General features: G+C 32.4%; 17 protein-coding genes. 6 read left to right on the forward strand and 11 right to left on the reverse strand.

What is annotated here, in order from left to right:
• The first annotated feature begins 19 nt into the window (after nucleotides 1–19).
• From GSY47_RS10825 to GSY47_RS10850, 6 genes are all read left to right on the forward strand, one after another.
• Complete coding sequence (locus GSY47_RS10825; protein ID WP_179003376.1) at nucleotides 20–550, forward strand: hypothetical protein; 531 nt, start codon at nucleotides 20–22, stop codon at nucleotides 548–550.
• The gene (locus GSY47_RS10830; RefSeq protein WP_179003375.1) at nucleotides 541–1,200 is read left to right on the forward strand and encodes a YggS family pyridoxal phosphate-dependent enzyme; all 660 of its coding nucleotides are present in this window, start codon (nucleotides 541–543) and stop codon (nucleotides 1,198–1,200) included. The genes GSY47_RS10825 and GSY47_RS10830 overlap by 10 nt, the downstream gene beginning before the upstream one ends.
• Before the next feature lie 74 nt (nucleotides 1,201–1,274).
• Nucleotides 1,275–2,636, forward strand: coding sequence for an exonuclease domain-containing protein (locus GSY47_RS10835; protein WP_179003374.1), 1,362 nt, complete (start codon nucleotides 1,275–1,277; stop codon nucleotides 2,634–2,636).
• A 30-nt stretch (nucleotides 2,637–2,666) separates the two neighbouring features.
• A complete protein-coding gene (locus tag GSY47_RS10840; protein ID WP_179003373.1) occupies nucleotides 2,667–3,506 on the forward strand; it encodes an ion transporter in 840 nt (279 codons plus the stop codon).
• Nucleotides 3,507–3,658: 152 nt separating this feature from the next.
• On the forward strand, nucleotides 3,659–4,579 hold the full coding sequence (gene miaA, locus GSY47_RS10845) for a tRNA (adenosine(37)-N6)-dimethylallyltransferase MiaA (RefSeq protein ID WP_179003372.1): 921 nt from the start codon (nucleotides 3,659–3,661) through the stop codon (nucleotides 4,577–4,579).
• A 79-nt stretch (nucleotides 4,580–4,658) separates the two neighbouring features.
• Entirely contained in the window at nucleotides 4,659–5,405 is a 747-nt protein-coding gene (locus GSY47_RS10850) for an acyl-[acyl-carrier-protein] thioesterase (protein ID WP_179003371.1), read from the forward strand.
• Nucleotides 5,406–5,554: 149 nt separating this feature from the next.
• Here GSY47_RS10850 and GSY47_RS10855 read toward each other — a convergent pair whose 3' ends face one another.
• From GSY47_RS10855 to GSY47_RS10905, 11 genes are all read right to left on the reverse strand, one after another.
• Nucleotides 5,555–6,085 carry a hypothetical protein gene (locus GSY47_RS10855; protein WP_179003370.1) on the reverse strand — a complete coding sequence of 177 codons (531 nt, stop codon included), beginning with the start codon at nucleotides 6,083–6,085 and terminating at the stop codon, nucleotides 5,555–5,557.
• Nucleotides 6,072–6,761 carry a peptide chain release factor H gene (gene prfH / locus GSY47_RS10860; RefSeq protein WP_179003369.1) on the reverse strand — a complete coding sequence of 230 codons (690 nt, stop codon included), beginning with the start codon at nucleotides 6,759–6,761 and terminating at the stop codon, nucleotides 6,072–6,074. Before prfH ends, GSY47_RS10855 begins: the two co-directional genes overlap by 14 nt.
• Complete coding sequence (locus GSY47_RS10865; protein WP_179003368.1) at nucleotides 6,749–7,354, reverse strand: hypothetical protein; 606 nt, start codon at nucleotides 7,352–7,354, stop codon at nucleotides 6,749–6,751. The genes prfH and GSY47_RS10865 overlap by 13 nt, the downstream gene beginning before the upstream one ends.
• A gap of 13 nt (nucleotides 7,355–7,367) precedes the next feature.
• Nucleotides 7,368–8,759, reverse strand: a complete 1,392-nt coding sequence (locus GSY47_RS10870; protein ID WP_179003367.1) for an RtcB family protein — start codon at nucleotides 8,757–8,759, stop codon at nucleotides 7,368–7,370.
• The gene (locus tag GSY47_RS10875; RefSeq protein WP_179003366.1) at nucleotides 8,749–9,510 is read right to left on the reverse strand and encodes a hypothetical protein; all 762 of its coding nucleotides are present in this window, start codon (nucleotides 9,508–9,510) and stop codon (nucleotides 8,749–8,751) included. Before GSY47_RS10875 ends, GSY47_RS10870 begins: the two co-directional genes overlap by 11 nt.
• A 517-nt stretch (nucleotides 9,511–10,027) precedes the next feature.
• A complete protein-coding gene (locus GSY47_RS10880) occupies nucleotides 10,028–10,744 on the reverse strand; it encodes a response regulator transcription factor (protein ID WP_111290216.1) in 717 nt (238 codons plus the stop codon).
• A 3-nt stretch (nucleotides 10,745–10,747) separates the two neighbouring features.
• Nucleotides 10,748–12,334, reverse strand: coding sequence for a sensor histidine kinase (locus GSY47_RS10885; RefSeq protein ID WP_179003365.1), 1,587 nt, complete (start codon nucleotides 12,332–12,334; stop codon nucleotides 10,748–10,750).
• A gap of 59 nt (nucleotides 12,335–12,393) precedes the next feature.
• Nucleotides 12,394–12,990: a dephospho-CoA kinase gene (coaE, locus tag GSY47_RS10890; RefSeq protein WP_179003364.1), complete on the reverse strand. Its 597-nt coding sequence runs from the start codon at nucleotides 12,988–12,990 to the stop codon at nucleotides 12,394–12,396.
• Between the two features lie 2 nt (nucleotides 12,991–12,992).
• Nucleotides 12,993–13,991 carry a glycosyltransferase gene (locus GSY47_RS10895; RefSeq protein WP_179003363.1) on the reverse strand — a complete coding sequence of 333 codons (999 nt, stop codon included), beginning with the start codon at nucleotides 13,989–13,991 and terminating at the stop codon, nucleotides 12,993–12,995.
• A 125-nt stretch (nucleotides 13,992–14,116) separates the two neighbouring features.
• Nucleotides 14,117–15,307, reverse strand: coding sequence for an enoyl-ACP reductase FabV (fabV, locus tag GSY47_RS10900; protein ID WP_179003362.1), 1,191 nt, complete (start codon nucleotides 15,305–15,307; stop codon nucleotides 14,117–14,119).
• A 22-nt stretch (nucleotides 15,308–15,329) separates the two neighbouring features.
• On the reverse strand, nucleotides 15,330–15,851 hold the full coding sequence (locus tag GSY47_RS10905) for a tetratricopeptide repeat protein (protein WP_179003361.1): 522 nt from the start codon (nucleotides 15,849–15,851) through the stop codon (nucleotides 15,330–15,332).

Here is a 15,851-nt window from a genome sequence, read left to right on the forward strand (position 1 = left end):
TTACTTTTCATCTAAGATTATGATTACATTTGAAGGAGAATATAAAAATTTAAAAGCTAGAATATTTAGCGAAAAACCTTTTTCTTTTTTATTTGTATTTATATTTTTTTCATTCATACTTTCTGTTTTTTTTAATGTCGAAAGTCTAAAATATTATGCCTATTTTCTCGAGTTAGTTCTGATAGTCTTATTCATAATAGTAACAATAAATACATTCAAAAGTATTATTAATAAAGTAACTCTTAATGAAAGTAACATCAAATTAGAAGGAGAAATTTTTAATAAAGAATGGGAAAAAGTAATTCCTTTAAAAGAGATTAAAATTGAAGCTAAGGGCAATCCATCTCGGTCAGGTTTGTGCAGTGTAACTTTTTACATAAAACTAAAAACAAAAGATAACAGTTATATTATAAATGCATTTCGAACATTTTCAGATGAACAAATTCTTGAGATATTCAATGAATTTAAAAAATATAAAGGAGAAAAAATTATACTCGATGAAAAATTATATTTAATGAGAATCCAAGAGAAAATAGAAAAATGTCAATAGCATCAAACTTAAATACAATTAAAGCAACTTTACCTGAACACGTAACTCTTGTTGCCGTTTCAAAAACAAAACCTGTCTCAGACTTGATACAAGCCTACGAAACAGGACAGCGCATATTTGGAGAAAACAAAATTCAGGAAATGACGGAGAAATGGGAACAAATGCCAAAAGATATTCAATGGCATATGATTGGTCACGTTCAATCCAATAAAGTCAAATTTATGGCACCTTATGTCACTTTGATACACGGTGTTGACAGCTTGAAATTATTACAGGAAATCAACAAACAAGCATTAAAAAATAATAGAACCATAGACTGTCTTCTTCAAATTTATATTGCTGAAGAAGAATCCAAATTTGGTTTGGACGAAAATGAATTAAATGAACTTTTAACTTCTTCGCAGTTCAAAGAGTTGAAAAATATTCGTATCTTAGGTTTAATGGGAATGGCAACCTTCACAGAAGACCAAAACCAAATTAAAAAAGAATTTACCCATTTAAAATCGATTTTTGATTCGATAAAAGAGCTGAAAACTGAAAACTGCAGTCTGAACACTATATCGATGGGAATGTCAGGAGATTATCAATTAGCTATAGAATGCGGAAGCACAATGGTAAGAATTGGAAGCAGCATTTTTGGAGGTCGTTAATACCTGCCGTAAAGACGCATTGAAGTACGTCTTTACAAAAACTGAATACTAAAAACTGAGACTGAATACTTAATTTGTACGCAATACTTGACATAGAAACCACTGGGGGACAATTTAATGAAGAGGGAATTACCGAAATCGCTATCTACAAATTTGATGGGCATGAAGTAGTTGATCAATTCATCAGCCTTGTCAATCCTGAAATTCCGATTCAGCCCTTCGTAGTAAAACTGACTGGAATCAATAATGCTATGCTACAATCAGCGCCAAAGTTTTACGAAGTTGCCAAGCGTATCATAGAAATTACTTCCGATTGTGTTATCGTGGCTCATAATGCATCATTTGACTATAGAATCCTTCGTACAGAATTTAGACGTCTAGGCTACGATTTCGAAGCTAAAACACTTTGTACAGTAGAATTAGCTAAGAAATTAATTCCAGAACAACCATCTTACAGTTTAGGAAAACTCGTTCGTTCACTTGGAATTCCGATGGCCGACAGACATCGCGCCAGCGGAGATGCTATGGCTACCACTAAGCTGTTTAAAATGCTTTTGGAAAAAGATGTCGAAAAAACTATCGTAAAAGATTTTATAAAACTCGAAGTAGAAAAAGGAATTTCTCCAAAATTTTTAGATCTTTTAAATCAAATGCCAGCTAAAACTGGAGTTTATTATATCTATAAAGAAGACAGAACTTTAATTTACATTGGCAAAAGCCAAAACATCAAAAAAAGAGTCAATCAGCACTTTACAGGAATCACTACAAAGAGCAAAAGAATTCAAGCTGAAGTTTTTACGATTACCTATGACGAAACCGGAAGCGAGTTAATAGCGCTTTTAAAAGAAAGTCAGGAAGTAAAAGTAAATCGTCCTAGATACAATCGATCTCAGAAAAAATCAGTTTTTCCTGTTGCTTTATATGCCGAAAAAGATTCAGATGGTTACATCAACTTAAAACTGGAGAAAGCAGACGGACGTAAAAAAGAAATCACCTCTTTTACTTCTTTACAAGAAGGCAAAAATGCACTCTTTAAATTCACGGCAAAATATCATTTATGTCAAAAACTGACAGGTTTATATCAAACCAAAAAAGAGTGTTTTCAATATAAAATCAAAGAATGTGACGGCGCTTGCATAGGCGAAGTGACTCCAGAAGTTTACAATTTAAGAGTACAGCAATTCATTTCAGAAAACAGTTTTGAAAACAAAAGCATGATTCTGATAGACAGAGGAAGAAATGTAAACGAACGAAGTGCAGTCCTGATCGAAGATGGAATCTACAAAGGTTACGCTTATTATGATCTGAATTATCAAATTACTAATATTGAGATCTTAAAAAATATTTTGGTACCGATGCAACACAATCGTGATGTGAAAAATATCATTCAAAGCTATATCCGTAAAAGCAAATCGCTAAAAATACTTCATTTTTAACAAAACCAAACTTTCATTATCTTTAAGGATATGAAAAACAAAAAATCACAATACGAAATCTTCAGAGAAAAAGTAAAAATCATTCTGTATGGCACCAATACCATATTAGGACGAATGTTCGATTTAGTATTATTAGGTTTGATTTTATTGAGCGTTTTATTAATAATGCTTGACACTGTACAAGGAATCAGTTCCAAATATCATTACCAGCTTCTGATCTGCGAATGGGTAATCACAGTCTTTTTTACCATCGAATATATTTTAAGAATTATCTCCATTCAAAAACCTGTTAAATACATCTTCAGCTTTTACGGAATCATCGATTTGCTTGCTGTTTTGCCCATGTATTTGTCTATATTTTTGCCTGGCGCAAGTATTTTATCAATCGTAAGGGCATTACGTTTTCTTCGATTATTCAAAATTTTGCATATTCCGCAAATCAACCATCAATCGTTACAATTAAAAGAAGCAATAGAAGCCAGCAAAGAAAAAATTCTGGTTTTCATTTATTTTGTCCTAATCAGCACCGTTATCATCGGTACAATAATGTATCTGGTAGAAGGCCGAGAATCAGGATTTACAAGCATTCCCATGGGAATTTACTGGACAATAGTAACTTTAACAACAGTAGGTTACGGAGATATTTCGCCACAAACACCGCTTGGACAATTTATTGCAGCATTTGTCATGATTTTAGGTTACGGAATCATCGCCGTTCCAACAGGAATTGTTACTGCCGAATTTGCCAAAAGCAGTCTGAAAAACAGCACTGTAAGTGGCAAAAAAACATGTAGAAAATGCCAGTCTCAAGTTCATTTTGACAATGCTAAATATTGTTACGAATGTGGAACGGAACTGCCAAATAATTAATTTTAGAAGCTAATCCAGCTGTACATTCCAACTCCTCCTTATATTTGTAATTTTTTAAGGCATAAAAGGAGCTTCCGTTGGTCGCTCTTTTATACCAAAAAAATTTAACAAATATAAGTCCGGGGTTTCCATTTCCATCTGGGCTAAAAACTATGAAGTACCTAATAACCATTGTCGGCCCAACAGCTATAGGCAAAACAGCCTTGAGTATTGCTTTGGCACAGCATTTTAAATGCGAAATCGTTTCTTGCGACAGCCGTCAGTTTTTCAAAGAGATGACCATCGGAACCGCAGTTCCAAATCAGGAAGAATTAAACTCGGCTAAACATCATTTCATTCAAAATAAATCCATTTTTGAAAATTATACTGTTGGCGATTACGAAAAAGAAGCTTTAGCCAAAATCGAAGAATTATTTCAATCCAATGATTTTGTCATTCTCATAGGCGGTTCAGGATTATATGTCGATGCCATTTTAAAAGGATTCGATGAATTTCCAGAAATAGATCCAAGTGTTCGTTCTGAAGTAAATTCAAACTACGAAAAAATCGGAATCGACTATCTTCAAGAACAATTGAAAAGTTTAGATCCCGAATATTATCAAAAAATAGCTTTAGAAAACCCGCAGACTTTACAAAACCCGCAACGAATGATGCGTTTTGTAGAAGTTTGTATCGGTGCGCAAAAACCGTATTCTTCGTTTTTAAATCAAAAGAAAAATAATAGAGACTTCACTCCTATTCTAATTGGTTTAGATGCCGATAGAGAAACAATTTACAGCCGAATCAATCAACGCGTTGACATCATGATGAACGAAGGTTTGTTAGAAGAAGCCAAATTACTTTATCCTAACAAAGCGTTAAATGCACTTCAAACCGTTGGGTATAGAGAATTATTTAGTTATTTTGACGGAGAATTCACATTGCCTTTTGCGATAGAAGAAATCAAAAAAAACACCAGAAGATTTTCCAAAAGACAATTAACATGGTTCAAACGAAACGAAAACACCAAATGGTTTGATTACGCAACAGATAGAAAAGAAATCATAAATTACATAGAAAATCTTCTAAAATAAAAGTCTTTTTTCTTTCATCTTTCTTCTGCTTTCCAAAGGAAAAATCTAAAATCAACACTCTAAAATCTAAAATTAAAAAATGCCAATATCTCCCAATTTTACATCAGTTTTAAGCAAAGACTGGGAAATCAATTTCACACAATGCACACCAACAGGTTTTTTAAAATATACCGATTTGTGTAATATTTTGCAATTAACCGCAGCGGCGCATTCAGAAGTTGGCGGAATTAGTTTTTATGATATGCAGGAATTTCATCAAGCCTGGGTTTTAAGCCGAATGCGTGTTGAAGTTCATGCTTTACCAAAATGGCAGGATGTTGTAACCGTAAAAACTTGGATTAACAGTTTAGAAAATTCACGTTCAGTTCGTGCGTTGGAAATGTACGTTAATGGAAAAAAAATAATAGGATGCGAAACGTATTGGGCAGTTTTCAACACACAAGCACGTCGTCCAGAAGCCTTAGCTTTACCTTATGAACATTTCGAATTGTTCCCTGAAAACAGAGCAACAGAAGAAGGTTTTTCTAAAATAAACATCAACCACGAAAAAGAAGCCGTTTTTGAAAAAACAGTTTATTTATCTGATTTAGACATTGTAAATCACGTAAATAACGTAAAATATCTGGAATGGTGTTTGGATCATGTTGATCCAAAAAGAATTATGAAACAAGAAGTTAAAAGCTTCGAAATGAACTTCATGAAAGAACTTTCACTACAAGATAATGTTGTAATTCACGAAAGCGAAGATGAAGATCACACAACAGCAACATTCAGTATTACAAAAGACGAAAAAACGTGTTTTGCTTTGGAATTGCATTGGAAGTAAATCGCAATTTCTTTCCTGCAAGGTTTTCAAAACCTTGTAGGTTTGTTATTTAAACTCTAATATTTTATACCTACAAGGTTTTGGAAACCTTGCAGGAAAGTGGAATCAATAAAAAAACGATGCAAATTGCATCGTTTTTTTTATCAAAATCATTTCGATTTCTTTTTAGAATCTTTTTTAGTTTTCTTTTTCTTCTTTTTAAGCAAATCAATTTTATTGTCAATTCTCTTCTCAACATCTGAAATATCAGATTCATAATTAAATTGCAACGAATGAAGTTTAGCATTTTTAATTTCTTTTAAAGCCTTTTTAAACTCATTTTGCGCTTCTAAAAGAATGGCTTTCTTGACATAAATCTCGGATTTATTGATTCCTTTTACCGTTAAGGCAAAATCAATGAGCTTTCGAGCTTCTTCATAATCTTCATTTAAAATCAAAGTTTTTAAATAATACGGATACACTTCAAGAGCATGAATATTAATCGATAAAGCCTGCTGAAAATAAGATTTCGCTTCTTCATAGTTCATCAATTGTTCTGCCTGAATTCTTCCATACAAACACAAAACCATTGTATTTTTATCATCATAAGAAAAAGCATAATCTAAAGATTCTATTGTTCCTTCCAACCAAAACGGATAATTATCCAAGGCTTGAAAAAGGTATTTATCAGTTGTTTTCATTGCGTAAATCGTTTTTTAATTTCTGACGAGTTCCTTTATAACTTTTCTCTACTTTGTTCTTTTTAAAATCACTTCCCGTAAAAACTCTCACTGGATTTCCGCGCTCTACATTGAGTTGGTTTTCCCATTGTTTCCCAACGTGATTTTTAAGCTGAACTAGTTTTTCGTCTTCTAGTTTTTTTAATAATCTTTCTGTTGCCAGTTTTTTGTTTTGATGCTGGGAACGGCTATCCATAGAAACAACCGCAATTCCAGTTGGAATATGTGTTGCCCGAATTGCCGAACTGACTTTATTTACATGCTGACCGCCTGCTCCGGAACTTCTCATAGCCTGATATTGAATATCACTTTCTGAAACCGATGTATTTTTCTGTTGTTCAATTTCAAAAATCCCAATAAACCAGTTTTTACGTTTGTGCATTTTCCTAAACTGGCTCTGGCCAATCCATTGAATCGTTCCAACCCATGAATTCACAAACTGATCAGCATTATTTCCTTTTACAGCAATCGATGCAGTTTCTATCGTTCCGTTTTCTTCTCCTTTTTCTCTTTGCAATAAAACCACATCTAAATTCTGGTCTTCAGCTTCTTCCAAAACTTTTTTAAGCACTTGGGCGACAACCCAAGTGCATTCTGCAGGCCCGCGACCCGCTGTTATCTGAATTATTCTTTCCATTTTTCTAATATTTTAAGAAGCTTTCCTCTGTTTTTTGCTTCTTTAATAAATTTTGGAAGTCGTGAAACCATCGTCCCATTACCGCTTCCATTATTATTTCTCTCTCTTAAATCAGCTTTAATGTATTTTTCCAAGTACACTAAATGTTCCTGATTATAAACCCAAAAAACATTTCCTCTGACTTCTTTTTGAAACCAAAGCTGCAAATTGTGCCAAGGTTCTCTTACCAAACCATCTTTTTGCGGTTCTTTTCTAGTTCTCAAAATCGCAGGTTTTATTTCCTCGTTAAAACTGCAATGCGGACATTTAACCTGATACATTTCTGGTCTTTCTTTGAAAATCTGAGACTCATAATCAAATTTTTCATAACAATTACTACAGTAATGCTTTCCAAGTGCTTTGTACTGATAAACTGGTTCGTCAATCTTATGAAAACAGGATTTGCATTCAAAAGTCATTGTAGTACATTTTCCGCATTCACAATTTCTAGGAATTTCTTTCAAAACTCCTTTAGATTCACATTTTGGACATTTCACGAAAATCTCGTTATAAAAATGTCCCAGCCATTTATTTTCATCTTGAAACCTTTCCATAATCTTTTACTTTTTAACGATCCATTCTAACAATTTTAGGCGTAAACGTTCCTAAAACCTCCACTAAATCCGTTTGGTTTGCCATCACTTTTGTAATGTCTTTGTAGGCCATTGGCGCTTCGTCAATATTTCCTCCTATCAAGGTTACATCATTGGCTTTCAAAACCTTTTTGATTTCACTTTGTGTAAAAGTACTTTTACATTTGGCTCTCGAAAACAAACGTCCCGCGCCGTGCGAAGCAGAATTAAGGCTTTCGGCATTTCCTTTACCTTTTACAATAAAACCTGGAGCAGTCATCGAACCCGGAATAATTCCTAATTGCCCTTCTCCTGCTGGCGTTGCACCTTTTCTGTGCACAATACATTCCTGACCGTTAACCATTTCTTTCCAAGCAAAATTGTGGTGATTTTCAATTGTTACCACTACCCTTTTTCCAATTGCTTTGGCAATTCTTCTGTGAATATCGTCGTGACAAGCTTTAGCATATTCTCCTGCTAAATTCATCGCCAGCCAATATTCCTGACCATCGTGCGTATTCAAATCCAACCAGGCTAAATGCTGTACATTTTTTGGTAACGGACACTGCTTTGTTGCCAAATACGTGTAATGCTTCGCAATGTTTGCGCCCAATCCACGTGAACCGCTATGAGAAAGAACTGCAAAATATTCACCTTTTTCCAATTTCCATTCGTTCTCAGGATTATCAATTTTGGCAATTCCAAATTCTACAAAATGATTCCCTCCGCCTGAAGTTCCTAATTGTTTATAGGCTTTTGGAAGAAGATTTTTCAATAACGGAATATCCTGAAATCCGCTATTGTAAAACACCTCATGATCGACACGAGAAGCGTGCGTTTCATACATTCCGAACTTTGTATTGTCTTTTAAAATTGCTTCCAACTGATCTTCTTTTCCTTTAAAATGAGAAGCTGGCAAATCAAAAATCGAAAGGCTCATTCGGCAACCGATATCAACTCCAACTCCATACGGAATTACAGCATTATCTGTCGCTAGAACTCCTCCAATTGGTAATCCATAACCTGAATGCGCATCCGGCATTAAGGCTCCAGCAACTGAAATTGGCAGTTTTAATGAATCATACAATTGAAATTTTGCCTGATCATCGATTTCATTTTCTCCGAAAATTTTAAAAGGTGCTCTAGTATTTTTAAGCTGATGCATTCTTACTTGAACAGGCTTAATCAAACCTTCAGCTACCTTTCCCCAAGTTCCGTTTCCTTCATATTTTTCAGGATGTAATAGAACGTCTTTTGCTTCTGTTAGAATAGATTCTTTTTTTTCTCTTTTTCTATATCTGTTTATTTGCCCTAAGGCTATATTTATTGAATTGTTCTTTGGAAAACCCAATTTAATCAGGTCTTTTCCGGATAATTTATTTCCCATGATTTTCTATCATTTCGTCTGCATATTGCTGATACAAAGCATGCAGACTCATATTTTTAATGGGGTTTTTCTCTTTTGGATTTTCATAATCATAATAACTCCAGCTTCGAGAGAAACCGTCTACTAATTTGTTTATTTTATTTCTTAGATTCTGATTAACAATATAATTTTCAACAACTTGAATTTCACTTTCTAAATATGAATCTACCATCCTAGTATGTGTTATCATATAAGGACTAACGCGAAGTACATATCGCCAAGGCTCATTAAATACATAATGCACTTTATATCTTTTAAAGTTACTGCACCAACGTTCGCGCTTATAAAAATGTACTTTTTCTTTTTCAGTCAATTCTAATTTTGGACTTTTCCATTCCCATTCTGAAAATTCTTTTACAGTCTGAATCTTTTCAACATAAACATGTCTGCTTTTTCTTTTTTTCTTTCTCTTAAAAGATTTTTCGGAAGAAAACTGCCATGTATTAATTTTTGTCAATAATTCTTTGTAAAATTCAGCTTCTGCAGATCGTGCAACATCATCTCTTAACTTGAAATTACGCTGCCATCCTTTTTGATAAGGAACTTGCAAAGGAACTAATGGTAAATTCCTGCGTTTGTTCCAAAGTTCAACTTCAAGCTTTCTTAAATGAATTAATTGTTTATCAAAATCTTTCTTTATTAATCTTTTTTTCCTTCTTTTACTTTTAAAACGAGTACACAAAGCATACTCCTCTACCGTATAATTTTCCATTAAAAAATTATAATGTATTAAGTTAACAGCCAGATAGGCTTAAACATTTTATCCTTGACGGATAAATAAATAAAATCGGTTTTCGGGAAAATTTGAAGTGTCTAGAATAAAAAAAGCCCGAAACTAAATGTCTTCGGGCTTTTTTATATAGCTAAAAAATGTATTTCTAAGATTGAAATAAGCCACGAAGAATTGCTGCACCAAATCCGTTTGGTGTGAAGCTTTGTGATGTCGATGTAAGTACAAACATTTTTCTTCGTTTTTAAAGGGTTATTATTTTTTTCGTCTGCAAATATTGTGAATTGTTTTTTGATTTTCCAAATTTATTTTAAAGAAAATTCTTCAAAATAATTTTAAAATTAAAAAAACCAAACAGAATCAAAAAAAATAAGCAACTAATAAACAAAACATTAAACATGATTTCACTCTCAAAAAAGCAGTGAAAAAATTTAAATAAAAAGCACAAAAAAAAAGCTCTGATTTCTCAGAGCCTATATCATTTTAAGTGAATTTTCAATTATTCAGTGACTTTGCTTTTTACTACTAATCTGAATCCTTCTCCATGGATGTTTAAGATTTCAACATCTTCATCTGCTTTCAAATATTTTCTCAATTTGGCAATGTAAACGTCCATACTTCTTGAAGTAAAGTAGTTGTCATCTCTCCAGATTTTTGTTAAAGCTAATTCTCTTGGCATTAAGTCATTTTCATGAAGAATAAGCATTTTAAGCAATTCATTTTCTTTTGGAGACAATTTAATAGGCTCTTCATCTTGATAAGTCAAGAATCTAAGTTTTGAATTTAAGTGGAATTTACCAATATTAAATTCGAATTGTACTTGTTCTGCCTTTGTATCAGCAGATTTTCTTTGAATGATTGCTTTAATCTTCATTAAAAGAACTTCTGAATCAAAAGGTTTATTTAAATAGTCATCTGCGCCAGCTTTATACCCTTTTAACACATCTTCTTTCATAGATTTTGCTGTTAAAAAGATAATTGGCACTTCACTGTTCTTCTCTCTAATTTCTTTGGCCAAAGTGTAACCATCTTTATAAGGCATCATTACATCAAGAATACATAAATCGTATACATCCTTCTTGAATTTTTCGAAACCTTCCATACCGTTTTTAGCTAAAGTAACTTCAAAGTCATTTAACATTAGATAATCTTTAAGAACCGCCCCAAAATTTAGGTCATCTTCTACTAAAAGTATTCTTTTGTTAGTATTTTCCATATTTTAATTTATTAATGGTATTTTTATTATAAAGGTGCTACCCTTTCCTTTCTCGCTTTCTACATATACTTGACCATTATGGTCTTCTACAATTCTTTTTACATAGGCCAAACCTAAACCGTGGCCTTTTACGTTGTGCAAATCTCCTGTATGTTCTCTATAGAACTTTTCAAAAACTCGCTTTTGAGCTATCTTACTCATTCCCAACCCATGATCCCTAACTTTTATCAGAATCATATCTTTTACATTCTCTGTAAAGACCTCAATTTTAGGGGTGTCTGGAGAATATTTTATGGCATTTTCTAAAATATTTACCAATACATTGGTGAAATGAACTTCATTTATCAAAACTGTCGTTCTTGCAGCATCATAATGCCTTTCGACTGTACCTTGTCTGTCTTCTAATATTAAGTTTACATGCTCGATTGCATCATCAATTATATCTGTAACTACAGTTGGTTCTTTTGTAATATCAAGCTCTCTTTTTTCCAGTTTAGAGATACGAAGTACATTCTCAACCTGAGCATGCATTCTTTTATTTTCATCCCGAATCATTTGAAGGTAACGATAAACTTTCTCTTTATCTTCAATAACTTTTGGACTCCTAATAGCATCAAGTGCTAAATTTATTGTCGCAATTGGAGTTTTAAACTCATGCGTCATATTGTTTATGAAATCGGTTTTGATTTCCGAAATATGTTTTTGACGCAACAATTGATTTAATGCACTCGTGTAAGCAACAATTATAATTAATGTAAAAACTATCGATAAAATAGTAATACTTAACAATTCAGATAATAAAAATTTCTTTTTATTTGGAAAAGTTATGTACAATTCATATTTACTATTTCCTTCATTATCAGTAAAAACAGGAACTTGATAACTTGCGTTCTTATCATAATGAAAACCATCTGATCTAATCTTTGTTGGAACGCCATTATTCAGGACACCGAATTCAAACTTTGTTTTAACACCGTATTCTGCTAATTCTTTTTTTAGTAAACTTTGTAACTTTTCCTTTTTAACCCTTTCTTCGATTGGTAATACGTCAGTAAAATCTTTTACTGCAATATCCCTCTGCATTTTACTAAGCATTTCCAAGGTTCCTGATTTTTCAATTCTTATATCAGGTATCACACTTTGATTTAAAGAATTTTGATCAATTATACTGTTACTATTGTAAATTTCAGTTACTCTCTTAGAATTGAAACTTTTGAATCTGTCGCTGGAGAACTTTTTATTAAATAACAAATTATTGATACCATAATCTTCGGAGGATAAAGTATTAGAATATACAATTGTTTTATTTGTTTTACTATTTCTCTGAACGTAATAAACTTCCAGCAGGTCTTCTTTTTTGGGTTCTTTACCTGTACTGTTTTTTAAATTATTATAATCAACAAAGTATTTGTACTGTTCCTGCTTTTCCAGTTTATCAGCAACATTCCCAATAACTTGGGTTACGTGGTATTTAAATTGTTCTTCATTATTCTTGAACGAAGAATTGAACCAAAATACTTGAACTAGAATTATCCCTATTAAGGACAAACTCATCAACAAAACAAGTATTCTAAAAAATAATTTATTCATCGAAACAAAATTAATATTTTAACAATATACTAAATAATACATTAACCAAATATTAACATTTAAGACTGATTTTGTTTTATCTTTAAAATTTTAAGAATTTTAACAACTTCTTCCTTGGCAACTTTAAGATTATTGTTATTAATCACGAAATTACTCTTAGAAATTCGTTTTTCATCATTCCACTGCATTTTCATTCTGCTTAAAACTTGTTCTTTTGTGGTTTTATCGCGTTTTATAACTCGTTCAATCCTCACCTCTTCGGGTGCAGTAACTGTTATAATTACATCACAATCTTTATAACGTCCGCTCTCAAACAAAATAGCTGCTTCGTAAATAACATAATCATAGTTTTTGTATTTCAGCATCCAAGATTCAAAATCTCTTTTTACAGCTGGATGTACAATGCTATTTAATTTTGCTAATTCTTCTTTATCATTAAAAACAATCTGAGCTAATTTCGCCCGATTTAAAACATCTCCATCAAAAATGCTTTGGCCAAATGCAGTTTTCACCTCTTCAATAATCTCTTTTAACTGCATTACCCTTTTAGCTCCATCATCTGCTATATAAACAGGAACGCCCATTTCTTCAAAATAGTTTGCAACAGTTGTTTTACCGCTGCCAATTCCTCCTGTAAGGCCAATAACTTTTGCCATTATTATAATTTAAAAAACATACGTGGAAAAGCTTCTTGAGGTTTCTTTTTCAATAGAATTATTTTTACATACGATTCTAAAAATCCTGTTCCGTAACCGTAGAATTGTTTCCAAACTGCTATTACAGATAGATATCCAATCTTAATGCTTTTATTCTGAACACTTGCTGTAAGAAAAATTATAACGAAATATACGAAATATAATTGTAATAAAATATCAATATTAAAAATTAACAATAAAAAAGCTAATAATAAACCTAAGATAAAAAGGCTAGGAAAGAAGAAAGTCAGCTTATTATGCTCTGGATACCAGCTATTTAAAATGGGTCTTGCGATACCAAATTTCTTTACTTGAATTGAGAATTTCCCCCAATCAATTCGTCTTTTATGATACACATAAGCCTCAGAAAAGAGCCTAGTTTCGAATCCTAAGTTCCATAAACGTATTGATAAATCAGGATCTTCTCCTGGATGAATATTTCCAAAACCTTTTGAAGCCTCAAAGGCTTTCTTTGAAATCCCCATATTAAAACTACGTGGCTGAAATTTAGTTATTTTCTCAGATCCTCCTCTAATTCCTCCCGTAGTAAGAAATGAAGTCATAGCAAAATTGATTGCTTTCTGAATATTAGAAAAACTGTCTAAAGCTTTATCAGGACCTCCAAAACAATCTACATATTCTCCTTCTAATTCTTTACGAACCTCAGTCAAATAATTCGACGGAATAATACAATCAGAATCAAAAATGATAAAATAATCTCCTCTAGCTCTCTGCATTCCAAAATTCCTAGAATCTCCTGGCCCTGAATTTTCTTTAAAATAATATGATATATTTAATTTTCCTTGATAATTCATCACTACATCTCTGCATGGTATTGAAGATCCATCTTCGACAAGAACAATTTCAAAAGCTTCATTATAATCAGATTTGGTGAGACTTTCCAAAAGTTCATCAACTTCATCTGGACGATTATACACGGGTATAATTAAAGAGAAAATCATAGCAGAATATGCGTTTTAAAGGGAATATTTTTAAATTCAAAAATTTTAACAAAGATAGGATATATTAACAAAAAAACCATCAACTTTTGATTGATGGTTTTTGCTTTACTATAATTAAAATAGTGCTATTTGATGCTTTCTATTTCTACAACTTCGTTTGCTTCTGCATTATAATCAACACCCGCAAATTCGAAACCAAATAAATTTAAGAAATCACTTCTATACCCTGCTAAATCTCCAATTTCTGGTAAAGATTCCGTTGTAGCTTCCAACCAAAGTTTAGCTACTTTAGCTTGAACATCTTCACGCATTTCCCAGTCATCAATTCTAATTCTTCCTTTTTCATCTACAGGAACTTCAGAACCATTGTATAATCTATCTTGGAATAAACGCTGAATCTGCTCGATACATCCTTCATGAATTCCTTCTTCTTTCATGATTTTGTATAAAAGAGAAATGTATAACGGAATTACTGGAATTGCAGAACTTGCCTGTGTTACCAAAGCTTTGTTTACAGAAACAAAAGCTTTACCACCAAGAGATTTTAAAGAATCACCAATTGTAAATGCCGTAGCTTCTAAATGATCTTTTGCACGACCGATAGTTCCTTTACGGTAAACAGCTTCTGTTAATGATGGTCCGATATAAGAATAAGCAACAGTCGTTGCACCTTCTGCTAATAAATTTTCATCTTTTAAAGCATCAATCCACATTGCCCAGTCTTCACCTCCCATAACTGCAACTGTGTTTTCTATATCTTCTTCGTTTGCTGGAGCAATTGAAACTTCAGAAACTTTTCCTGTATGAAAATCAACTGTTTTATTTGTAAAAGTTTGTCCAATTGGTTTTAAAACTGAACGGTGCGTTACTCCTGTATTTGGATTTGTACGTACTGGAGAAGCTAAACTATAGATTACAAGATCAACTTGCCCTAAATCAGCTTTGATTAAATCTAAAGTTTCTCTTTTAATTTCATTTGAGAATGCATCCCCGTTAATGCTTTTTGCATATAAACCTGCTTTGTGAGCTTCTTTTTCAAATGCTGCAGAATTGTACCATCCTGGAGAAGCGGTTTTTCCTTCAACTGGTGGTTTTTCAAAAAACACTCCAATTGTTGATGCACCAGAACCAAAAGCACTAGTAATTCTTGAAGCTAATCCGAAACCAGTAGAAGCACCAATTACTAAAACTTTCTTAGGTCCAGCAATTTCTCCTTTTGATTTTACGTATTCGATTTGATTTTTTACATTTTGCTCAGCTCCCGTTGGATGGGCAGTCAAACAAATAAATCCTCTCATTCTAGGTTCTATAATCATCTTGCAATTATTTTTTTTTGTATTATTTCAATTTCAGTTTTAATTTTTCAAAAATAGACATTTTATCCTTAACCCTTTTCATATTAGCATTCATATTGTCAATAAAATTTGGGTTTAAGGCATTTTTCTTTGCCTCTTTATAATAATTATAAGCCTCTATATATTGACCTTCATACTCTGCCATTCTACCTAATTCACTGTTATAAGAAGAGTTATCAGCATTCTCCAAATTAGACAAAGTAAAATCAATATGCTGTTTTGCTTCTGCATACCTACCAATATCAATAAGTAGATAGGTATAATTTAAATATGGCGCAGCGTATTTGGAATCGAATTTCATTGCCAATTTATAATGATAAATTCCTTTTTCGTAATCACTTAATTTATTGTAGTAAATCCATCCTAAGTGATTATGAGCCTTTCCAAAATCAGGATATTGAGATAATATTTCTTCTAGAAGCTCTTTAGCTTCGGCTGAATTCCCTTCAGAAATTAATGAATCTGCTTTTATAAACTGATTTTCGTAAAAACTCAAACTTTCCAT

Source organism: Flavobacterium quisquiliarum (assembly GCF_019308285.1).
GTDB classification, from domain to species: domain Bacteria; phylum Bacteroidota; class Bacteroidia; order Flavobacteriales; family Flavobacteriaceae; genus Flavobacterium; species Flavobacterium quisquiliarum.